The organism is Roseibium sp. SCP14, assembly GCF_040329475.1.
Classification (GTDB): Bacteria; Pseudomonadota; Alphaproteobacteria; order Rhizobiales; family Stappiaceae; genus Roseibium.
In genome coordinates this window covers 936,387-954,226 of the sequence record NZ_JBDZYH010000001.1, presented here as the reverse complement: position 1 = coordinate 954,226, position 17,840 = coordinate 936,387, and the positions used below count along the sequence as shown (strand labels likewise).

Here is a 17,840-nt window from a genome sequence, read left to right as displayed (position 1 = left end):
GGTCTTGAAGCTGATTACGCGATCCCGACGGACAAGAAGGCTGGAAAGAGATACCAGCCCGCCTTCGAGCTCTATTTGGGTCAGACCGCAGTCGAATGCCTTGCCTTGCCGGTCGCCTGGCTTTCCACCAGATAGGCGTCGAAGGCGGCCGCGACGAGCCGAACGTACGGACGTCCGGCTTCGGTAACCTGGACCTTGACCTGATCACCGGCGCTGCATTCCATTTGAACCAATCCATCTTCCGCGAGGCCATCCAATGCGGCAAAGGCATCGGAAACGTCTTCCACGGACATCCCATAAGCCTCGCAGACCGGAGCAAGGTCGCAGGAGTAATTGGTCATCAATTCTTCGATGATCCGTCCCCGCAGGCGGTCGTCGACGGAAAGCGCCAATCCTTTGCAAACCGGCAGCTCTCCTGCCAGGATGCTCCGCCGCCAGTTGCCGACATCCGGCATGTTCTGGATGAACCCTTTCGACAACTTGCCGATGGACGAAACACCGAGGCCGACCAGTTGTTCGCCCTGGTCTGTTGTGTATCCCTGGAAGTTGCGCTTCAGCGAACCGTCGTTGAGCGCAATCGCCATGCTGTCGTCGGGCCGTGCGAAATGGTCCAGACCGATCGCGACGTAGCCTGCTTCGAGAAGCGCGTTGCGGGCAAGGTCGGCCAGTTGCAGGCGCTCTGCCGCGGAGGGAAGGGTGGCCTCGTCGATCAGGCGCTGGTGCTTGCGCATCCAGGGCATGTGCGCGTAACCGAACAGTGCGATCCGTCCCGGGGCCAGCGAAAGCGTTTTATCAACCGTGTCCAAAATGGTTTCCGGCGTTTGCAGCGGAAGACCGTACATCAGGTCGAAATTGAGCGCCGTGAGGTTTGCGGAGCGCAAATAATCCGTCGCCCGCGCAACCACGTCATAAGGTTGCACCCGGCCAATCGCCTTTTGAACATTCAGGTCGAAGTCCTGCACGCCCAGGCTCGCCCGGTTGACGCCGATGGCTGCAAGCGTTTCGGCCAGTTCGGCAGAAACGAGGCGTGGGTCCAGTTCAATAGCATGTTCGAGATCCGGTGCCAGATCGAAATGCGTCTGCAACAGTTCCGAAAGATCGACAAAGCTCTGCCTGGGAAGCATGCTCGGTGTGCCGCCACCCCAGTGAATGTGCCGGACGGGCCCGGCATTCTTCAGGTGCTTGCCAACCAGGCTGATTTCCTGTCCGAGCGCTACCGCGTAGGTCTTCAGGGGAGCTTCCTGACGCGTTGCCTTTGTGTGGCAGCCGCAATAGTGACAAAGCTCACGGCAATAAGGCACATGCAAGTAAAGCGACAGCGTATCATCCGGCGTGATAGTGCTCAGCCAGTCCGCATAGGTCTCGGCCGTCACACCGGAGTGGAAATGCGGCGCAGTCGGATAACTTGTGTAGCGCGGTACGTTGCGCAGGGCGTAGGAAAGCGGATCTTTTGTCATAGGCGCATATTTTCCGCTTTTGCCGGAAGAAGCCTTGATATTGCTCAAGTCCGCAGCAACGAAAATGGAGAGCGACCGTGAAAGATATCGACGAAGCGCCGGTCAAAGATGAAGTCAGCGTGCATTACAGGCTCCATGGTTCTCCGGACAGCGCCAACCTAGTTGTGCGAATGGTTCTGGAAGAGCTCGGGGAAGCCTACGAATACGTGCCGGTTGACCGGCTGATTTCGGAACAGAAGTCAGAGACCTACCGCAAACTCAATCCGCAGGGACTGATTCCGGTACTTGAGGTCCAGGGGCAGGATGCTCCGCTATTCGAAACCGGTGCGATCATTCAGTATCTTGCGGATAGGCATGGCGCATTCGCTCCGGAGCCCGCATCGCCCGAACGTGGCCGGTTTCTCAAATGGCTGTTTTTCATTTCCAACACATTGCATGCAGATTTGCGCATATCCTTCAAACCGCACAGGTACGTCGCAGACAGGTCCAGCATCAACTTGCTGGCCGACGCTCTGACGGGTCGCATCGCCTCCGGTTTTCAGCAACTGGAACAGGAAATTGCAGCAACCGGTGGTCCCTATCTTCTGGGGAGAAAAGTGACCGGCCTGGATCACTATCTGGCCGCATGCGCGCGCTGGGCGCAACTTTATGGTCGGTTCGGCAGTTGGCCGATCGACACGTCGCCTCGCATAAAACAATTGCTGGTGGAGCTGGAAAAGAGACCTGCGGTCAGGCAAGCTTGCCGATTGGAGATGATCGAAGGCTCTCCTTTCGTTTCACCTTCTCCGGTGACCTTGCCGGGAATAACGGCGTAGCTGATCGTAACTTGTTCATGTTGATTGAGCCAATCAATGATGCATAAGCTGATCAACATATTTATAGCGCCTGAAGACATTGAAAACCTGACGGCTTCTTATGACCCTCGCCAAGCCAGATACAACCATCCTTCGCCTGCCCACCACGCTGCTGATTGCAGCGCTTGGAGGCGTTGTGTTCTACGTTCTCGATCTGCCTGCGGCCTGGCTTTCGGGTGCAATGGTCTTTGTCGCGGTAGCAACGCTCGGTGGAGTTCCCACGATCATTCCGAACCGGTTACGCGATGCTTTGTTCGTGTTGATTGGCGTTTCGATGGGAGCCGGCGTCCGTCCGGATGTTGTTGAGCGCATTGGTGAGTGGCCGGTTTCAATGGCGCTTTTGCTTGTCGTGGTCGTCTGCGTCACGCTTGCAGGTTACGTTGTGCTGCATTTCGGCGCGAAATGGTCGAAGGAAACCGCGTACTTCGGCGCAATTCCGGGTGCGTTGTCCTATGTGATTGCGTTGGCCTCCGACCGGGGAGCCGATCTGCCCCGCATCGCCTCCAGCCAGTCTGTGCGCCTCTTTGTGCTCGTTGCACTGCTTCCTTTTGCTGTTGTGTCTTCAAACGGCGTGGTCGAGGGGGAAGGGGGGATTGTGGTGTCTTCGAGCCTTCGAGAAATTCTGTTGGGATTGCCCGTGTGCCTTGCCGCCAGTTTCGCAGCGGTAAAACTCAAGGTGCCGGGGGGATGGATGACCGGTGCATTCTTCATGAGCGCGGGGCTGAATGCGTCGGGTATTCTGACGCTGGCTCTTCCGAACCTTGTCGTCATACCTTGCTTCGTGATGATGGGAGCAATGATTGGTTGCCGGTTCGGCAACATGACGCTTCGCCAGTTCGTCAGCGTACTCGGCGCTTCTCTGGCAGCCTTCAGCGCGGCCTTCCTGACCTCTGTCGTGGGGGCTATGCTTGTGTCCGCGCTGGTGGATATTCCTTTCGGCCAGGCGCTGCTTGCCTATGCACCGGGCGGACTGGAAGTCATGACGCTGCTGGCCTTCATGCTTGACCTGGACCCGGCCTTCGTCGCGGCTCACCAGATCGCAAGGTTTACCGGAATGGTGTTGCTTCTGCCCCTGGTAACCGGCCTCGTACTTGGCCGGCGAGAGCGCTAGTCAGCAACGGTTCAAGACAATGTCAGGCTTCCAGCTCGACTGTCCTTTCGGCAGCCCACGAAATCCAAACGGGGCCGGTGTCTGAAAGGCCCTGCAGGTCCTGATCCCGGCCGATGACCTTGATGGTTTCGCCCTGCCAATTGATGATGCAGGTTCCCATCGCACCTCCGAATACCCGTTGAACCAGTTGGGCCTTCAAACGGTTCGGCGTGTTTGGCTCGGTCTCTGAAATTTCCAGGTTCTCGGGCCTGACGGCGATCTTCTCCGCTTTGGTTCCCGCAATCAGGCTGCCGTCCCGCAACCTGAGACCACCGTCTTCCGGTGTTCCGGTAAAGAGATTGGCTTCGCCCAGAAAGCGTGCAGTGAATTCGTCCCTGGGATCGTCATAAACGGTGCGTGGCGGGCCGTGCCTTATGACGCAGCCATCCTTCAGAATGCCGATCTGGTCCGACAGCGTCAGCGCCTCTTCCTGGTCATGCGTGACGAAGATTGTCGTGATCCCGATCTCGCGCTGGATGCGCTTGAGTTCGATCTGCATGTCAACCCTCAAGGCCTTGTCGAGCGCAGAAAGTGGTTCATCGAGCAACAGAACGCGCGGTTGGGTGACGATGGCGCGGGCCATGGCGACGCGTTGTCTTTGCCCGCCGGATAGCTGGTGAGGTTTCCGGTCACCGAGATGTCCGAGCTGTACAAGCTCAAGGGCTTCGGCCACCCGCTTCTTGCGATCCGCGGACGGCACCTTACGTACCTCAAGGCCGAAGGCGACATTGTCCGCAACGCTCATGTTTGGAAAGAGCGCATAGTTCTGAAAAACCATACCGATTTCACGATGCTCAACAGGTACGTTTTCGACCGGCTGTTCACCGATGATCACGCGGCCGCTGTCCGGTATGACGAAACCTGCAATGGCGCGCAGCAACGTGGTCTTGCCGCTGCCGGAAGGGCCCAGAAGGCCGAAGAACCCACCATCGGGGAAGGTCAACGACACGTCGTTAAGTGCTTTCAACACACCATAGGACTTGATCAGTCTTTCAACCCTGACTTCAGCCATCAGCGTTCCCCTCCAAAGTTCGAGTAGCGTGCGGCGAGAAGCATGATGCTCATGGAGGCCGCTATGATTATCGTTGAAATTGCGTTGATCTCAGGCGTGAAGCCTTTGCGGATCGAGGTGTAGATCAACACCGGGAGCGTGCTGTCGCCCGGCTCCGAAAGGAAATAGGAGACAACGAACTGATCGAAGCTGACGGCAAAGGCGAACAGTCCTCCGGCAATGATCCCGGGCAGGATCCAGGGAATGGTCACGGAGCGGGTCACTTTCCACGGCGAAGCCCCAAGTGAACGTGCTGCTTCTTCAAGTGTGCGATCGAAGGTGGTGAGCCTGGCTGTAACGACGACGATGACATAGGGCAATGCCAGGGCCACGTGCCCGATAATGACTGCCGGAGTGCCTCGGCCAAGGCCGATGCCGAAGAAGAATACCAGCATGGCCGTTCCGGTAATCAGCCACGGAATGGCAATGGGTGGGAACAGCAGCACCTGCAGGACCTTCTTGCCGCGGAACTCGTACCGGAAAAGCGCGACCGAAGCGGCTGTACCCAGGCTCGTCGCAACAATGGTCACGATGACCGCAATCCAGACCGATCGCCACGCGGCAGCGAGGATTTCGCTGTTTCGCCAAAGTCTCTCGTACCACTCGGTCGAGAAGCTGAAGGGCAGTTGGTAGAATTCCGAGGCGTTGAAGGACATGGCCGCCATCACCAGGATCGGCGCATACAGGAACACCAGGATCAGAGCCACATAGACGCGGCCAAGACCGGCAAGAAAACGGTTGTTCATGTCTGGGCCCTCCTGAGGATCGGGCTGAAGGCAGCCAGGATGGCCAGCACCACGGCCAGAAGAATGAAGGAAAGCGCAGCTCCGAGCGGCCAGTTGAAGACGGCCACGAACTGATCCTCGATCACCGTGCCGTAATAGGTGCCGAAACGGCCGCCCAGAAGGCGTGGTTCCATGAACGAGCCGACCACAGGTACAAAGATCAGGACCGCTCCCGCAATAATGCCGGGGGCTGCCAGGGGCAGGATCAGGCGGGCCAGGATTGTTCTGCGTGGCGCTCCCATCGAGCGAGCCGCCTCGATGAGCGTATCGTCAATCGCCTGAAGCGCGAGATATGAAGTCAGGATGACGTAAGGCAGGTAGGAATGGACCAGCCCGATCACGATGGCTGTCGGACTGAACATCAGATTGACATGTACATCCCAGGGCAGGATTGCATTGACAGCGGTGTTCAGGACGCCGTTGCCACGTAAGACGATGGCCCAGGAGAAGATGCGCACAAGCGAGTTGGACCAGAATGGCAGGATGACGAGCAGAAAAAGTGCTTCCCGCGATCGCCCGCGGATCACTTTGGCCAAAACGAAGGCGCAAGGGAAACCGATGACGACCGAAAAGGCCGTTACCGTCAGTCCCAGCTTCAGGGACTTCCAAAGCAGGGTCGCATAGGTGCCCGTTTCAAAAAATTCCCGATAGTTGTCCAGCGTGACGTGCCATTCGCGTTCGCCGAACGGCACGTCTGATAGAAAGCTGAAATAGGCCATGGCCGAAAGCGGCAGAAAAACCGCGACTGTCAGCCAGATGTAAGCCGGAGAGAGAAGCATAAGCGCTCGTGTCCGGTCTTCACGCGCCATCGTTGTGCTCACGACTTCCCGTCTCCCCTTGATCAGCCGTTACTGGTTGGCTTTCAGACCTTGCCAGAGCTTCAGGTAGGTCTCGCGGTCCTCATCGGAGACCGGTCGCATGAACTGGACCTTGGCAACGGTTGCTGGATCACCCAGAACCTTGCGGTTGAAACTGGTTTCGGGAAGGTTGGCGGCAGCCTTGGCATTTGACGTTGCCGGGGCTCCTTCAGCGTCCCACTTCACATAGAACTCCGGATCGATCATCCAGTTGATGAAGGCGTAGGCAGCGTCCTTGTGTTCCGATGTCGAGGGAACAGACAGGCCGTCCAGCCAGCCGATGGCGCCCTCTTCAGCCACCACGAACGTGATCGGCAAACCCTTGGCAATAGAGCGTGACGCCGAGCCGGACCAATAGGTTGCAACGGCAAATTCACCCGAAGCCATATACTGGTTCCAGTCGTTTTCAGACCCCCAGAACGTATTGATCTGCGGCAACAGCTCGGTCAGCTTCTCCTTGACCGCGTCCATATCCTGAATGTCGTTGATGTTCTGGCCGGTTGCCATCGCGGCGAACTGAACCGCTTCCAGACCATCATCCCGAATGGAGACCCGGCCTTTCAGCGCAGGATCCCAAAGGACCGAAAGTGAAGTTGGAGCATCAGGAAATTCGCTGGCATTGACTGCAAGCGACGTCAGACCCCAAGTCCAGGGAACACCGTAAAGTTCGCCACCGGGATTGAGGTCCTCGTTTTCTGCCAGATTGGGATCGAGATCCACAAAGTTCGGGATTTTCGAACTGTCGATCGGTGCAATCAAACCTTCGTCCTTTGCCCGCGCCGTGTAGGCTGCGTTGATCAGGACCACATCATAGGCGCCGGGGTTGGTGCGCAGCTTGGTCAGCATCTCCTGTTCGGAGGTGAAGTATTCATGAACCACAGTGTGCCCGGTCGCCTCGCTAAAGGCTTCAAGCGACCAGTCGAGATCGGTGCCGTAACCCTGCCAGTTCAGAACTCGGATTTCATCGGCAAACGCGCTTTGGGCGACAAGCGCCAATGCCGTGGTCAATAGCAGTCTTTTCATTCTCTCCTCCTGTATCAGAATGATTTTCGGGCCGTTGCGTGCGCGATTTACCGGCCCATTGCCTCCAGTGCCGTGCTCAGAAACGGTGCTGTCGCAGGGCCTTCCCTTGTGGTCGAAAAAGCGGCACAAACATTGGCGATTTTTGCTGCCTCCAGCGGGGTCTCACCTCGGGACAGCAAGGCGATGAAGGCGCCCGTGTGCGCGTCTCCGGCGCCGTTGGTATCAATTGCGTCAACCCGGTAACCCGGCAGGTGAATGCTCTCGCCATCGGCCGCCGCAAAGTGACAGCCATCAGCGCCCATGCGAACCAGCGCGCCTCCCGCGCGCCCTTTCGCCAGGGCCGAAGCAGCCTTGGCCGGATCGGCAAACCCCGTCAGAAACTCCGCTTCGCTCATATTGGCTGTGATCCACGTTGCAGCATGCATCGCTGCCTCCCGCGCGGCTGGCTTGATCTGGGCCACGAGCGGGCAGGGGTCGAAGACAAGCCGAAGACCCTCGGGCGGGTTTGCCAGCCATTGGCTAAGTGCCGCATGGCTTCCCGCGTAGCCGAGCGCATAACCGGAAATGAGAAACCAGTCGTCGGCTCTCACCTGGATCCCGGCCAGATCTTCAGTGCGTACAACGCCATCTGCGCCCGGTGCGGCGACAAAGCTGCGCTCTCCATCCCGGTCGACAAGGACGGTACAGCAGCCCTGGTCCATGTCCTTGAGACGCGGGCGCAATATTCCGATCTCTTCCGCCCTGAGTGCCTTTTCCACGATGTCCGATAGCGGACCCGTACCGAGCGTCCCGGCATAGTCCACCGCAACGCCGGTACGGCGGGCGGCAATCATTGCATTTATTCCACCGCCGGCAGTCAGGGTGCTGTCATGAACAATGGCCTCGGTGCCGGGCAAGGGCACTTGCTCGACGGTGTAGATCAGATCGACGATCACGCCGGACAGCTGGACCATGCGAGCGGTCATGGTGCGGTCCTCCGGCTACCGGTCATTTCATCGCGAATTCGCAGCAACGATTCAGCGACCGGTTCCAGGTCGAGGTTGTTGACCTCCAGAACCCGGTTGATCTTGTCAGTCGGAAAGGCAGCCAATCCTGAGCAAGCGCCAACCACGGAACAAGCAATTGCGCCGATCGTGTCGGTGTCATCACCGAAATTCGCCGCCAGCAGGGCCGCTTGCCACGGATCGTCTTTTGCGAGCCAGGCGATGCCGAATGCAGCTGCGACGGATTCCCGGCTGGCAACGGAGTTGCCGGCAGTTTTCAGCAGCGCCTCTTCTCCTCCGGTTGCCGCAGCCTCTACGGCGTCGGTGATCCGAGTATCCATATGGGCTTCGCCAACAGGATGCCCTTTGTTGCCGCCAAGTTTGCAGGCTTCCAGCGCCTTTGGCAGTGCGGCTTCCAGGCCCCAGCCATCGAGCCCCTGGCTAATCGTCATGGCAACGGCCGAAGCCGCAGCTATGGCTTCGCGCGAAGAGTGGGTGACCTGGCAGGCTTCCACTACCTTTGAGACAAGTTGGGCACTGTCGCCTGCAGGCATCATGATGCCGACCGGTGCTATGCGCATGGCTGCCCCGTTCGTGGTGCCGTTTTTGCCGGTCTCTTTCACGGACACACCGGTGGACAGTGCCTCCAGAGCGGCCTTGGAAGAAGGGCCGAGCAGGTCCAGAAGTCCACGAGCACGAACATCGGCTTCCCACTGGAGCAAGGTTTGCGCCCAGAGATGATCGTCAAAACCGTCCGGGTTGGAGATCAGCAATTCAGCCAGAAGCAAAGTCTGTTCGGTGTCGTCTGTCACCTGGGCGGCGGCAAGGCCGTGAGACACAGGGTGTCCGGAGAATGGGGCGACAAAGTCAGAGATGCGGCCATAGGCGGACGCTATGTCCGGTCTGGAGAGCGTCTGTGCCGGCATTCCCAGCGCATCCCCCAGAGCAACACCGGCAAGTGCACCCATGGCTCTGTCCATCCGAGAGGTCAAAACGATATCCTCAAGCCAAAGCGTGCCGGGTCCAGAAGGCTCTCGACATATTCGAGCGCCGAGCCGTCCGCGCAACGTGTTATGCGTTGAAGGCGAAGCATGGGATCGCCGACCGGACGTTTCATGATGGCAGCGTCTGCTCCCGACAGGGCCGGAACGACACCCGCCATCTCTTCACCGCTGGCCGCGACAAGCCCGAATTCGCTGAGCGTTTCACTGAGAGAATCGCCGTGCAATCCCTCGAGCAGGACGGTCTCGAATTCCGGTCGCCAGGGAAGGCGGCTCCGTTCCAGTGAAATTCCGCAATTTGCCTTCTGGCAGAAGCGGAGCCGATCCAGGCAGAGGTAATCTGTTTCGACATTCAGTGCAGCATTCGCCTCGGAGCTGGGCGCGCGTTCAAGCGACAAAAGCCGGGTCTCGATTGCGCCTTCACCTTCAGAAAGGGCTATGGTCCAGCCAAGATTGCTGTCGATCGTCGTTCCGTCGTAGGTGACAAACGAGCCGATGCCGGTGCGCGTCGTGATAAGTCCCTGCCGGGAAAGTTTCTCCAGGCCGCGCCGAACGGTGTTGCGGCTGACGGAGAACCGGCGCATGAGAGCGCCTTCGCTCTCGAGCTGATCGCCATGACCGAACCGGCCTTCACGGATCTCCCGCTCGATTGTCTGCGCCAGTTGCTCCGCTTTGGGGAGGCCTATGTTCTTTGCTGCTTTCATTTTAGTACCTGTTCCTACCTGTACCTTCTTTGTGATGTGCAAGTTTGTCAAGAAAATTTCCTCTGATGCCGCACTGCAGAGACCTCGTGTGAAGATTTCTGCGTGAAAACCGATGCGAGATTATGGCTTGAATGACGGTTGGTTTACAGCGGAATTTCTTTAGAAATTAGAGGCTTGTCTATTGCTGAACTGTAAGGCGACGTTTTCTTGTTCAGCTGAGGGTGCATTCGAATGAAGATGCAGATTTTTAAGCCCACCAGTGAAAAGGATGGGACAGGTGCGAAGCAAAAAATGAAACTGAATAGGGACAGGTAAGGTACAGGTTGCCTTACGAACCCTCACTTGGTGATCACGGAATGATGGCAATGGTAAAGGGGCGCTGCGTCATCAGCGGGCAGCATTCACGCTGTAGCTGCGGCAGGCTTTTTGAGTTCGACCCAGCTGCCTCGCTTTTGATTGATTTTGGAACAGCGATGGAACCCAACGCTGTTCCGCTCTTCCATGAATCAGGCCCGAATGAAGTGCAGGGTATCGAAACTTCGGCGCCATTCGCCGACACGCTCAGCCATCAATTCCGGATCGTTTGATCGCAAGGCTTCTGCAATCATGCGGGCGAGTTGCGCCATGTCGTTTTCCTCCATGCCCCAGCGCACGAGTTCCGGCGTTCCGAACCGCAAGCCGTTCATGTCACCGTCAACCGGTGGGATGGGGAGGCCGATGCCGCAGGCCAGAAAGCCAGCCTTGCGCAGTTTTTTCGAAGCCGCCTGACCGCCTCCGAATGCGGCGGCCTCCAGCGCAAACTGATGGGAAGCCGTATATCCGTTCCTGGTTGAATAAACCGGCAGGCCTTCGGCCGACAGGGCCTCGGCGAGCGCATTTGCCGTCGCGACCATCTTTTGAGCATAAGGTGTGCCGAAATCGCGCCAGTCCAGAAGGGAGACCGCGAGAGCGGCGGATTTCGCAACATCGAAATTGGCAGTCAGGCCGGGAAAGGCAATCGCATCGAGTTTTTCCGAAAGGGCTTGATCGTTGGTAACGATTAGGCCTCCAGCCGGTCCTCCGAGGCTCTTGTAGGTACTCATCGTCATCAGGTGAGCGCCTTCAGCAAGCGGGTCCGCAAAGACGCCGCCTGCAATCATCCCGCATTGATGGGCCGCATCGAACAGGACGCAGGCTCCGGCTTCATCAGCGATGGCCCGGATTTCGGAAACCGGATGAGGGAAGAGGTTAAGGCTCATGCCGATGGTGATGAGCTTTGGTCGAAGTTCCTGAGCTTGTTTGCGGAGCCCTTCCAGATCGATCGTATAACCGTCGCTGTCGATCGGTGCTTCGTGAATATTCAGGCCATAAAGTCCGGCGCAACCCGGAGCGTGATGGGTGACGTGTCCGCCGACGGAAGCCGGGGGCGCGATGATGGTGTCGCCGGGATCGCAGGTCGCGATGAACGAATAGAGATTGGCGAGCGCTCCCGAGCCGACCCGAATTTCCGCATATGTTGAATTGAAGACCTCACAGGCAAGGTCGGCCGCGATGACCTCGATCTCCTCGATGGCTTCCAGCCCCATCTCGTACTTGTCGCCCGGATAGCCGAGCGATGGCCGCGAGCCGAGACCGCTGGACAGTAGCGCCTCGGCCTTCGGGTTCATGACGTTGGTCGCCGGGTTGAGGTTGAAGCAATCCCTTTCGTGGATCGCGCGGTTCTCCTCCACCAGGGCGTCTATCCGGTCGCTTATCTGTGCCGACGTCATTGTCCGGGTGGTGTCGATGATGCCGTCGATACGGCTCGCCACGGCGTCCGGCAGCCAGGGGCGGAGTTCATGTGCAGGCATTTATGGTTCTCCGATGCGTGTTGAAGCAACAGTGATCTTTTGCCAGCGAATCTGCAAATCCGTTTTCGCAAGATCGGTTTGGGGCAAATGATCGGATCGAGACAAGACTGGTCTGGTTTGTGGCCGCAAGATTTCCCGACTTTCAATTGGCTGACGACAGGAAAATGAACTGCCGAAATGGGTGAGCGTTCAAGCTGCTGACGGATTTCCTTCAAGCGCACCTGCGAGCGAGGGAGGGCGGCGCGCGTGAAATTGGCACCGTTGAAAATCCGTGGAAATCTGGTCCGGGATTTTCGCAATTTTGCGTGCTAAGGTTTTGCCCGGAGGGGAATTTTTGGCTCAATTTCGGGTGCCTGGCGGAGTACGCAAAACTACTATTGCGACACTCTGCCCGGGGCATGCGACATTCTGCATGCAACTTTCACATCTTTGAATGCAGTAAGACCCCTCTTGATATGAATCAACGCGGCTCAAAAGGAGTCGTGCGCATGGTCGTGCCATCGTTGGCACCTTGTATGGATTCTAAGGACTGGGGCGCTAAAATGGCACATAAAAAGACCAATATGGTCTCGCTCGAGGAGGGTGGTTTCGCCATCTTCCTTGTGCTGCTCGCATTTGTCTGCCTGATCGTGGCAGGCAAGACCTTTGATCAGGTCATGGCATTTCACGCTGGTATCGGGGCATTGTTTGCCGCGGTCAGTGTGTTTCTGATTTTCAAGAACTATTTCGACGATGGCGGCGAACCGATCCCAGCCGAAATCGACGGAAAACCCAACTACAACCTGGGCCCTGTGAAGTTTGGCGCAATCGCGGCGATGTTCTGGGGTATCGCAGGTTTCACCGTTGGGTTGATCATCGCACTTCAACTGGCCTGGCCAGCATTGAACTTTGATCTTCCCTGGACCAACTTCGGCCGTTTGCGTCCGCTGCACACCTCCGCGGTGATTTTTGCGTTTGGTGGTAACGTGCTGCTGGCAACGTCCATGTACGTCGTTCAGCGGACCTGCCGTGTTCGCATGCCAGGCAAGATCCTGCCCTGGTTCGTGATCCTTGGCTATAACGCTTTCATCGTTATCGCTGGAACCGGCTATTTGCTCGGCGTCACGCAGAGTAAGGAATACGCGGAACCGGAATGGTATGCCGATCTGTGGCTGACCATCGTTTGGGTCTTCTATTTGCTGCTGTTCCTCGGCACGCTGTGGAAACGTAAGGAACCGCATATTTATGTAGCAAACTGGTTCTATCTGGCGTTCATCGTCACGATCGCCATGCTGCACATCATCAACAACCTGACGATCCCGGTTTCGATTTATTCGACCAAGTCCTACATCGTCTGGTCAGGCGTTCAGGATGCGATGGTTCAGTGGTGGTACGGCCACAATGCGGTGGGCTTCTTCCTGACCGCCGGCTTCCTGGCCATCATGTACTACTTCATTCCCAAGCGTGCTGAGCGGCCGGTCTATTCCTACCGACTGTCCATCATTCACTTCTGGGCACTGATCTTCCTCTACATCTGGGCAGGTCCTCACCATCTGCACTACACGGCGTTGCCGCAATGGGCTTCGACGCTTGGCGCGACCTTCTCCATCATCCTGTGGATGCCGTCCTGGGGCGGTATGATCAACGGCCTGATGACGCTCTCCGGAGCATGGGACAAGCTGAGAACCGATCCGGTTCTGCGTATGATGGTTGTGTCGGTTGCCTTCTACGGCATGTCGACTTTCGAAGGCCCTCTGATGAGCTTGCGCTCCGTCAACTCCCTGTCGCACTACACGGACTGGACCATAGGTCACGTGCATTCCGGTGCGCTTGGTTGGGTTGGCTACATTTCGTTCGGTGCGCTCTACTGCCTGATCCCGTGGCTGTACAACAAGAAGCGGCTTTACTCCCTGCGTCTGGTTGATTGGCACTTCTGGCTGTCGACGATCGGAATCGTGCTCTACATCACGGCGATGTGGGTCTCCGGTATCATGCAGGGGCTGATGTGGCGTGCTTACGACAGCCTCGGTTTCCTGGAGTATTCCTTCGTCGAAACCGTGGAAGCGATGCATCCCTTCTACATCATCCGTGCCTTGGGTGGCGCACTGTTCGTGCTCGGCGCGTTGATCATGGCCTACAATCTCTGGATGACCGTCCGTCATGGCGAGGCTGAAGAAGCCGATGCCGCGCCGGCTGGCTCCCTGGCTCCGGCCGAATAAGGGAGGGACAACAATGTCACTTTGGAAAAAACACGAAGTCTTCGAAAAGAACTCCTTCGTCCTTCTGGTCGGTATTCTGATCGTGGTTGCCATCGGCGGCCTGGTCGAAATCGCTCCGCTCTTCTATCTGAAGAGCACGATCGAGAAGACGGAGGGCATGAGACCATATACGCCTCTCGAACTTGCCGGTCGCGACATCTACATCCGTGAAGGTTGCTACCTTTGCCACTCGCAGATGATCCGCCCGATGCGTGACGAGCTCGCTCGATACGGCAACTATTCGTTGGCAGCGGAGAGCATGTATGACCATCCGTTCCAGTGGGGGTCCAAGCGTACCGGTCCGGATCTTGCGCGAGTGGGCGGCAAGTACTCTGACGATTGGCACGTTGAGCACCTCGTCAATCCGCGCTCGCTGGTTCCTGCATCCATCATGCCCGGTTATCCGTTCCTGGCGGAAAACCGGCTGAATACGCGGGATGTGCAAGCGGCTCTGAAGGTCAACACCGTTGTCGGCGTGCCTTACACAGATGAGCAGATTGAAAATGCGAAGTCTGACCTTGTCGGGCAGGCCATGCCCGATACGGACGCTGCCTACGCCTTCGAGGAACGCTGGCCGACGGCCTCTGTCCGTGACTTCGACGGCAACCCGAAGGAAGTTACCGAGATGGATGCCCTTGTCGCCTATCTCCAGGTGCTGGGCACCATGGTCGACTTCTCCATCTACGATGACAAGGCAAACTCGAGGTAAGGGCGATGAACGAAACGTATAACGCTTTTGCGGGCTTCGCCCAGACCTGGGGCCTAGTCTACTTCGTGATCCTGTTCGGCATCGTCCTGGCCTACGCATTGTGGCCGAAGAACCGTAAAAAGTTCGACGATGCTGCCCACATCCCGCTCCGGGAGGATTGATCCATGGCGGATTCACATAAAAAGGAAATCGACCAAATCTCCGGGGTCGAGACGACCGGCCACGAGTGGGATGGTCTGAAGGAATTGAACAACCCGTTGCCGCGGTGGTGGCTCTACCTCTTTTACGTCACCATTGTCTGGGCGGTGATTTATTGGGTGCTCTACCCGGCATGGCCGCTTGTCAACGGATACACTCACGGCCTGCTGGGTTCGAACCAGCGTGAGGAAGCTGTCGCCGCCTATGAAAAGGGTATCGAAGAGCAATCCGAATTTGCCGACAAGATCGTGGCGGCTTCTTTGGAGGATATCTCCACGGATCAGGAACTGCTTCAGTTTGCACTGGCCAGTGGCCGGGCAGCATTCGGCGACAATTGTGCGCCGTGTCACGGCGCAGGTGGTACCGGTGCTGAAGGCTATCCCAACCTCCAGGATGATACCTGGATCTGGGGCGGTACACTGGACGACATCCACACCACGCTTCTCTACGGTATCCGGACGGACAACGACGACACCCGTGTCGGCGACATGCCCGCCTTCGGCCGCGACGAGTTGCTGAGCCGCGACGAGATCAATCAGGTTTCCAACTTCGTCGCGTCCCGCGCCGGCCTGGAAACGGATGAAGGCGTTGATCTGGCGGCCGGACAGGTTCTCTATGAGGACAACTGCGCGGCATGTCACGGCGACAATCTGGAAGGTATTCAGGAAGTCGGCGCGCCGAGCCTGATGTCGGCCAACTATCTCTATGGCAAGACGCTCGCGGACATCAAGGAGCAGGTGTTCAACGCGCGCAACGGCGTGATGCCCGCCTGGAACGAGCGCCTCGATCCGGCAACCATCAAGTCGCTGACGGTCTATGTCCACTCCTTTGGCGGTGGTCAGTAAATTGGCTGGGAAGGTGCGGGAAATGCGCCGGAAAGCCTGAAGCTATTGATCCGGCGCAAAGTGTGACGCTTTGCGCCGGATTAATTTAAGACCACGCTTTCATTGAGCTGTGGCAAATTGGTTATCCAGGATCCTATTGGGGCAGGATCGCGTGAAAGAGGACGGACGGTATGTCTACGGACACCGATACGCATGAGGGCGGGAATCCGGATACTTGGTTCGAGTCTGCCAAAAAGATCTATCCCATGGCGACCCACGGAACTTTCCGTAGGATCAAGTGGACGATACTTTTCATAACGCTTGGCATCTATTATTTCCTGCCTTTCATCCGCTACGACCGCGGACCGGACGCACCCGGGCAGGCGGTGCTGATCGACATGGAAAAGGCGAGGGCCTATTTCTTCTTCATCGAAATCTGGCCGCAGGAAGTCTACTATCTCACAGGCCTGTTGATCATTGCCGCGGTGGCGCTGTTTCTGATGAATGCCGTCGCGGGCCGGATCTGGTGCGGATATCTGTGTCCGCAAACGGTTTGGACCGACTTGTTTCTCTGGGTCGAGCGAAAGGTCGAGGGTGACAGGCGCGAACGCATGGCGCTCGACAAAGACCCTTGGACATTCACAAAGGTTCGCAAGCGTGCCACGAAGCATTTCTTTTGGTTGATGATTGCCTGGTGGACGGGCGGAGCCTGGGTGCTCTACTTCAATGATGCACCGACCCTCGTGTGGCAATTGCTGACGTTTCAGGCCCCCATGATTGCCTATATCTGGATCCTGATCCTGACATCGACCACTTACCTCCTCGCCGGGTTCATGCGCGAGCAGGTCTGCATCTACATGTGCCCCTGGCCGCGCATTCAGGCAGCGCTTACGGATGAAAAAGCTCTGAATGTGACCTATCGCTGGGACCGGGGTGAGCCTCGTGGGTCGCTCAAGCAGAACAAGAAGCTAGCGGCGCAGGGCCTTCCGGCTGGTGACTGCATCGACTGCTTCCAGTGTTTCCAGGTCTGTCCGACCGGTGTCGACATTCGCAAGGGAATGCAGCTGGATTGCATCCAGTGCGGTCTTTGCATCGACGCGTGCGACAACATCATGACCAAGATCGGTAAACCGACCGGCTTGATCGGTTACGACACCGACGAAAACATCGAGCGCCGCCTCGAAGGCAAGGAACCTGTTTACGAGTTCGTTCGGGTCCGGACCGTGATCTACGTCGCGATCATCGCGGTTGTCAGTGCCATCATGTTGTTCACTTTGCTGAACCGGGACTTTGCGGACATCAGCGTGTTGCATGACCGCAATCCGGTTTTTGTCGAGCAATCTGACGGTACCGTTCGCAACGGCTATACGGTTCGCCTGTCGAACAAGCGCCGTCACGCCCGCAGTTTCATGCTGCATGTCGAAGGCATGCCCTCGAACACACTGGTTGAAGCCGTTGGGGCGGAGTCCACTTTCGCCGGACGGCCGATCATTGAAGTCGGGCCGGATACCACCAGGGAAGTGCGTGTTCTTGTAACGTCTCCTCCTTGGGTGGAAATGCCTCATTCGACGCCGGTGACGTTCCGCATTACCGAAAGTGTGATGGGGGAGGTGGTCACCACCAAAGACACCTTCAAAGCCCCAGGCAAGCCTTGAGGAGTTCAGGATGACGATGGTTCAGACAAACGCAAAAGAACCCAAGCCCATTACAGGCAAGACGGTTCTGGCCTGGCTGATCGGCTTCTTTGCCGTGATTTTCATAGCCAATGCGATTTTCATCTATCTCGCGCTCGGGTCCTTCCCGGGCGTGGTGGTGGAAAGCTCATATGAGGCTGGTCAGAACTACAACAGCGAAATCGCAGCTGCAAAAGCCCAGGAAGAACTCAACTGGCAGGTTTCCAGCCAGTTCGTTCCCGTCGGGGAGACCGGGCATCAGCTGCTGGTCACCGCAGCGGATGCCGAAGGAACGCCGCTCTATGGCGTCGAGGTGCAGGCAATCATGCAACACCCGGCTCAGGAAACCGCGGATGTCGAGATTGTCCTCAACGCTGATGGCGGCGGACGCTATGTCGGGACGCTCGACAAGGCGCACTCGGGCAACTGGACGCTTGTTCTGGAAATTGAGCAGGACGGCAAGAGGGTGTTCAAGTCCGAGAACCGGATTTTCCTGAAAGACTGA

General features: G+C 57.6%; 17 protein-coding genes. 8 read left to right on the top strand and 9 right to left on the bottom strand.

Annotation, left to right across the window (positions count from 1 at the left end):
• Window positions 1-80 precede the first annotated feature (80 nt).
• Complete coding sequence (gene hemN / locus ABLQ08_RS04410) at window positions 81-1,457, bottom strand: oxygen-independent coproporphyrinogen III oxidase (RefSeq protein WP_352939903.1); 1,377 nt, start codon at window positions 1,455-1,457, stop codon at window positions 81-83.
• Between the two features lie 77 nt (window positions 1,458-1,534).
• Between hemN and ABLQ08_RS04405 the strand changes: the two genes are divergently transcribed.
• On the top strand, window positions 1,535-2,272 hold the full coding sequence (locus tag ABLQ08_RS04405) for a glutathione S-transferase family protein (RefSeq protein ID WP_352939902.1): 738 nt from the start codon (window positions 1,535-1,537) through the stop codon (window positions 2,270-2,272).
• 100 nt (window positions 2,273-2,372) lie between these two features.
• Window positions 2,373-3,422: an AbrB family transcriptional regulator gene (locus ABLQ08_RS04400; RefSeq protein WP_352939901.1), complete on the top strand. Its 1,050-nt coding sequence runs from the start codon at window positions 2,373-2,375 to the stop codon at window positions 3,420-3,422.
• Between the two features lie 22 nt (window positions 3,423-3,444).
• Here ABLQ08_RS04400 and ABLQ08_RS04395 read toward each other — a convergent pair whose 3' ends face one another.
• The 8 genes from ABLQ08_RS04395 to glyA form a co-directional block, all read right to left on the bottom strand.
• Window positions 3,445-4,473 carry an ABC transporter ATP-binding protein gene (locus ABLQ08_RS04395; RefSeq protein ID WP_352939900.1) on the bottom strand — a complete coding sequence of 343 codons (1,029 nt, stop codon included), beginning with the start codon at window positions 4,471-4,473 and terminating at the stop codon, window positions 3,445-3,447.
• Window positions 4,473-5,258: an ABC transporter permease gene (locus tag ABLQ08_RS04390; protein WP_352939899.1), complete on the bottom strand. Its 786-nt coding sequence runs from the start codon at window positions 5,256-5,258 to the stop codon at window positions 4,473-4,475. The genes ABLQ08_RS04395 and ABLQ08_RS04390 overlap by 1 nt, the downstream gene beginning before the upstream one ends.
• Window positions 5,255-6,106 carry an ABC transporter permease gene (locus tag ABLQ08_RS04385; protein ID WP_352940513.1) on the bottom strand — a complete coding sequence of 284 codons (852 nt, stop codon included), beginning with the start codon at window positions 6,104-6,106 and terminating at the stop codon, window positions 5,255-5,257. Before ABLQ08_RS04385 ends, ABLQ08_RS04390 begins: the two co-directional genes overlap by 4 nt.
• A gap of 39 nt (window positions 6,107-6,145) precedes the next feature.
• A complete protein-coding gene (locus ABLQ08_RS04380; protein ID WP_352939898.1) occupies window positions 6,146-7,177 on the bottom strand; it encodes an ABC transporter substrate-binding protein in 1,032 nt (343 codons plus the stop codon).
• Window positions 7,178-7,224: 47 nt separating this feature from the next.
• Window positions 7,225-8,142, bottom strand: coding sequence for a PfkB family carbohydrate kinase (locus tag ABLQ08_RS04375; RefSeq protein WP_352939897.1), 918 nt, complete (start codon window positions 8,140-8,142; stop codon window positions 7,225-7,227).
• On the bottom strand, window positions 8,139-9,128 hold the full coding sequence (locus tag ABLQ08_RS04370; protein WP_352939896.1) for an ADP-ribosylglycohydrolase family protein: 990 nt from the start codon (window positions 9,126-9,128) through the stop codon (window positions 8,139-8,141). Before ABLQ08_RS04370 ends, ABLQ08_RS04375 begins: the two co-directional genes overlap by 4 nt.
• Before the next feature lie 20 nt (window positions 9,129-9,148).
• Window positions 9,149-9,865, bottom strand: coding sequence for a GntR family transcriptional regulator (locus ABLQ08_RS04365; RefSeq protein ID WP_352939895.1), 717 nt, complete (start codon window positions 9,863-9,865; stop codon window positions 9,149-9,151).
• Between the two features lie 506 nt (window positions 9,866-10,371).
• Complete coding sequence (glyA, locus tag ABLQ08_RS04360) at window positions 10,372-11,694, bottom strand: serine hydroxymethyltransferase (RefSeq protein WP_352939894.1); 1,323 nt, start codon at window positions 11,692-11,694, stop codon at window positions 10,372-10,374.
• A 542-nt stretch (window positions 11,695-12,236) separates the two neighbouring features.
• Here glyA and ccoN point away from each other — a divergent pair.
• The 6 genes from ccoN (at window position 12,237) to ABLQ08_RS04330 (ending at window position 17,840) form a co-directional block, all read left to right on the top strand.
• Window positions 12,237-13,892 (top strand): cytochrome-c oxidase, cbb3-type subunit I, encoded by a 1,656-nt coding sequence (gene ccoN, locus ABLQ08_RS04355; RefSeq protein ID WP_417714888.1) that lies wholly within the window; start codon window positions 12,237-12,239, stop codon window positions 13,890-13,892.
• Window positions 13,893-13,905: 13 nt separating this feature from the next.
• Window positions 13,906-14,640, top strand: coding sequence for a cytochrome-c oxidase, cbb3-type subunit II (gene ccoO / locus ABLQ08_RS04350; RefSeq protein ID WP_352939893.1), 735 nt, complete (start codon window positions 13,906-13,908; stop codon window positions 14,638-14,640).
• Window positions 14,641-14,645: 5 nt separating this feature from the next.
• Window positions 14,646-14,801, top strand: a complete 156-nt coding sequence (locus ABLQ08_RS04345; protein WP_352939892.1) for a cbb3-type cytochrome c oxidase subunit 3 — start codon at window positions 14,646-14,648, stop codon at window positions 14,799-14,801.
• A 3-nt stretch (window positions 14,802-14,804) separates the two neighbouring features.
• A complete protein-coding gene (gene ccoP / locus ABLQ08_RS04340) occupies window positions 14,805-15,683 on the top strand; it encodes a cytochrome-c oxidase, cbb3-type subunit III (RefSeq protein ID WP_352939891.1) in 879 nt (292 codons plus the stop codon).
• Between the two features lie 170 nt (window positions 15,684-15,853).
• A complete protein-coding gene (gene ccoG / locus ABLQ08_RS04335; protein WP_352939890.1) occupies window positions 15,854-17,317 on the top strand; it encodes a cytochrome c oxidase accessory protein CcoG in 1,464 nt (487 codons plus the stop codon).
• A gap of 10 nt (window positions 17,318-17,327) precedes the next feature.
• Window positions 17,328-17,840, top strand: a complete 513-nt coding sequence (locus tag ABLQ08_RS04330) for a FixH family protein (RefSeq protein ID WP_352939889.1) — start codon at window positions 17,328-17,330, stop codon at window positions 17,838-17,840.

What these genes read in the sequence shown, in the direction of transcription:
- hemN (WP_352939903.1), bottom strand. Translation starts at nt 1,457, where the DNA reads ATGACAAAAGATCCGCTTTCCTACGCCCTGCGCAACGTACCGCGCTAC.
- ABLQ08_RS04400 (WP_352939901.1), top strand. Translation starts at nt 2,373, where the DNA reads ATGACCCTCGCCAAGCCAGATACAACCATCCTTCGCCTGCCCACCACG.
- ABLQ08_RS04395 (WP_352939900.1), bottom strand. Translation starts at nt 4,473, where the DNA reads ATGGCTGAAGTCAGGGTTGAAAGACTGATCAAGTCCTATGGTGTGTTG.
- ABLQ08_RS04390 (WP_352939899.1), bottom strand. Translation starts at nt 5,258, where the DNA reads ATGAACAACCGTTTTCTTGCCGGTCTTGGCCGCGTCTATGTGGCTCTG.
- ABLQ08_RS04385 (WP_352940513.1), bottom strand. Translation starts at nt 6,106, where the DNA reads ATGGCGCGTGAAGACCGGACACGAGCGCTTATGCTTCTCTCTCCGGCT.
- ABLQ08_RS04380 (WP_352939898.1), bottom strand. Translation starts at nt 7,177, where the DNA reads ATGAAAAGACTGCTATTGACCACGGCATTGGCGCTTGTCGCCCAAAGC.
- ABLQ08_RS04375 (WP_352939897.1), bottom strand. Translation starts at nt 8,142, where the DNA reads ATGACCGCTCGCATGGTCCAGCTGTCCGGCGTGATCGTCGATCTGATC.
- ABLQ08_RS04370 (WP_352939896.1), bottom strand. Translation starts at nt 9,128, where the DNA reads ATGGGTGCACTTGCCGGTGTTGCTCTGGGGGATGCGCTGGGAATGCCG.
- ABLQ08_RS04365 (WP_352939895.1), bottom strand. Translation starts at nt 9,865, where the DNA reads ATGAAAGCAGCAAAGAACATAGGCCTCCCCAAAGCGGAGCAACTGGCG.
- glyA (WP_352939894.1), bottom strand. Translation starts at nt 11,694, where the DNA reads ATGCCTGCACATGAACTCCGCCCCTGGCTGCCGGACGCCGTGGCGAGC.
- ccoN (WP_417714888.1), top strand. Translation starts at nt 12,237, where the DNA reads ATGGCACATAAAAAGACCAATATGGTCTCGCTCGAGGAGGGTGGTTTC.
- ccoO (WP_352939893.1), top strand. Translation starts at nt 13,906, where the DNA reads ATGTCACTTTGGAAAAAACACGAAGTCTTCGAAAAGAACTCCTTCGTC.
- ABLQ08_RS04345 (WP_352939892.1), top strand. Translation starts at nt 14,646, where the DNA reads ATGAACGAAACGTATAACGCTTTTGCGGGCTTCGCCCAGACCTGGGGC.
- ccoP (WP_352939891.1), top strand. Translation starts at nt 14,805, where the DNA reads ATGGCGGATTCACATAAAAAGGAAATCGACCAAATCTCCGGGGTCGAG.
- ccoG (WP_352939890.1), top strand. Translation starts at nt 15,854, where the DNA reads ATGTCTACGGACACCGATACGCATGAGGGCGGGAATCCGGATACTTGG.
- ABLQ08_RS04330 (WP_352939889.1), top strand. Translation starts at nt 17,328, where the DNA reads ATGACGATGGTTCAGACAAACGCAAAAGAACCCAAGCCCATTACAGGC.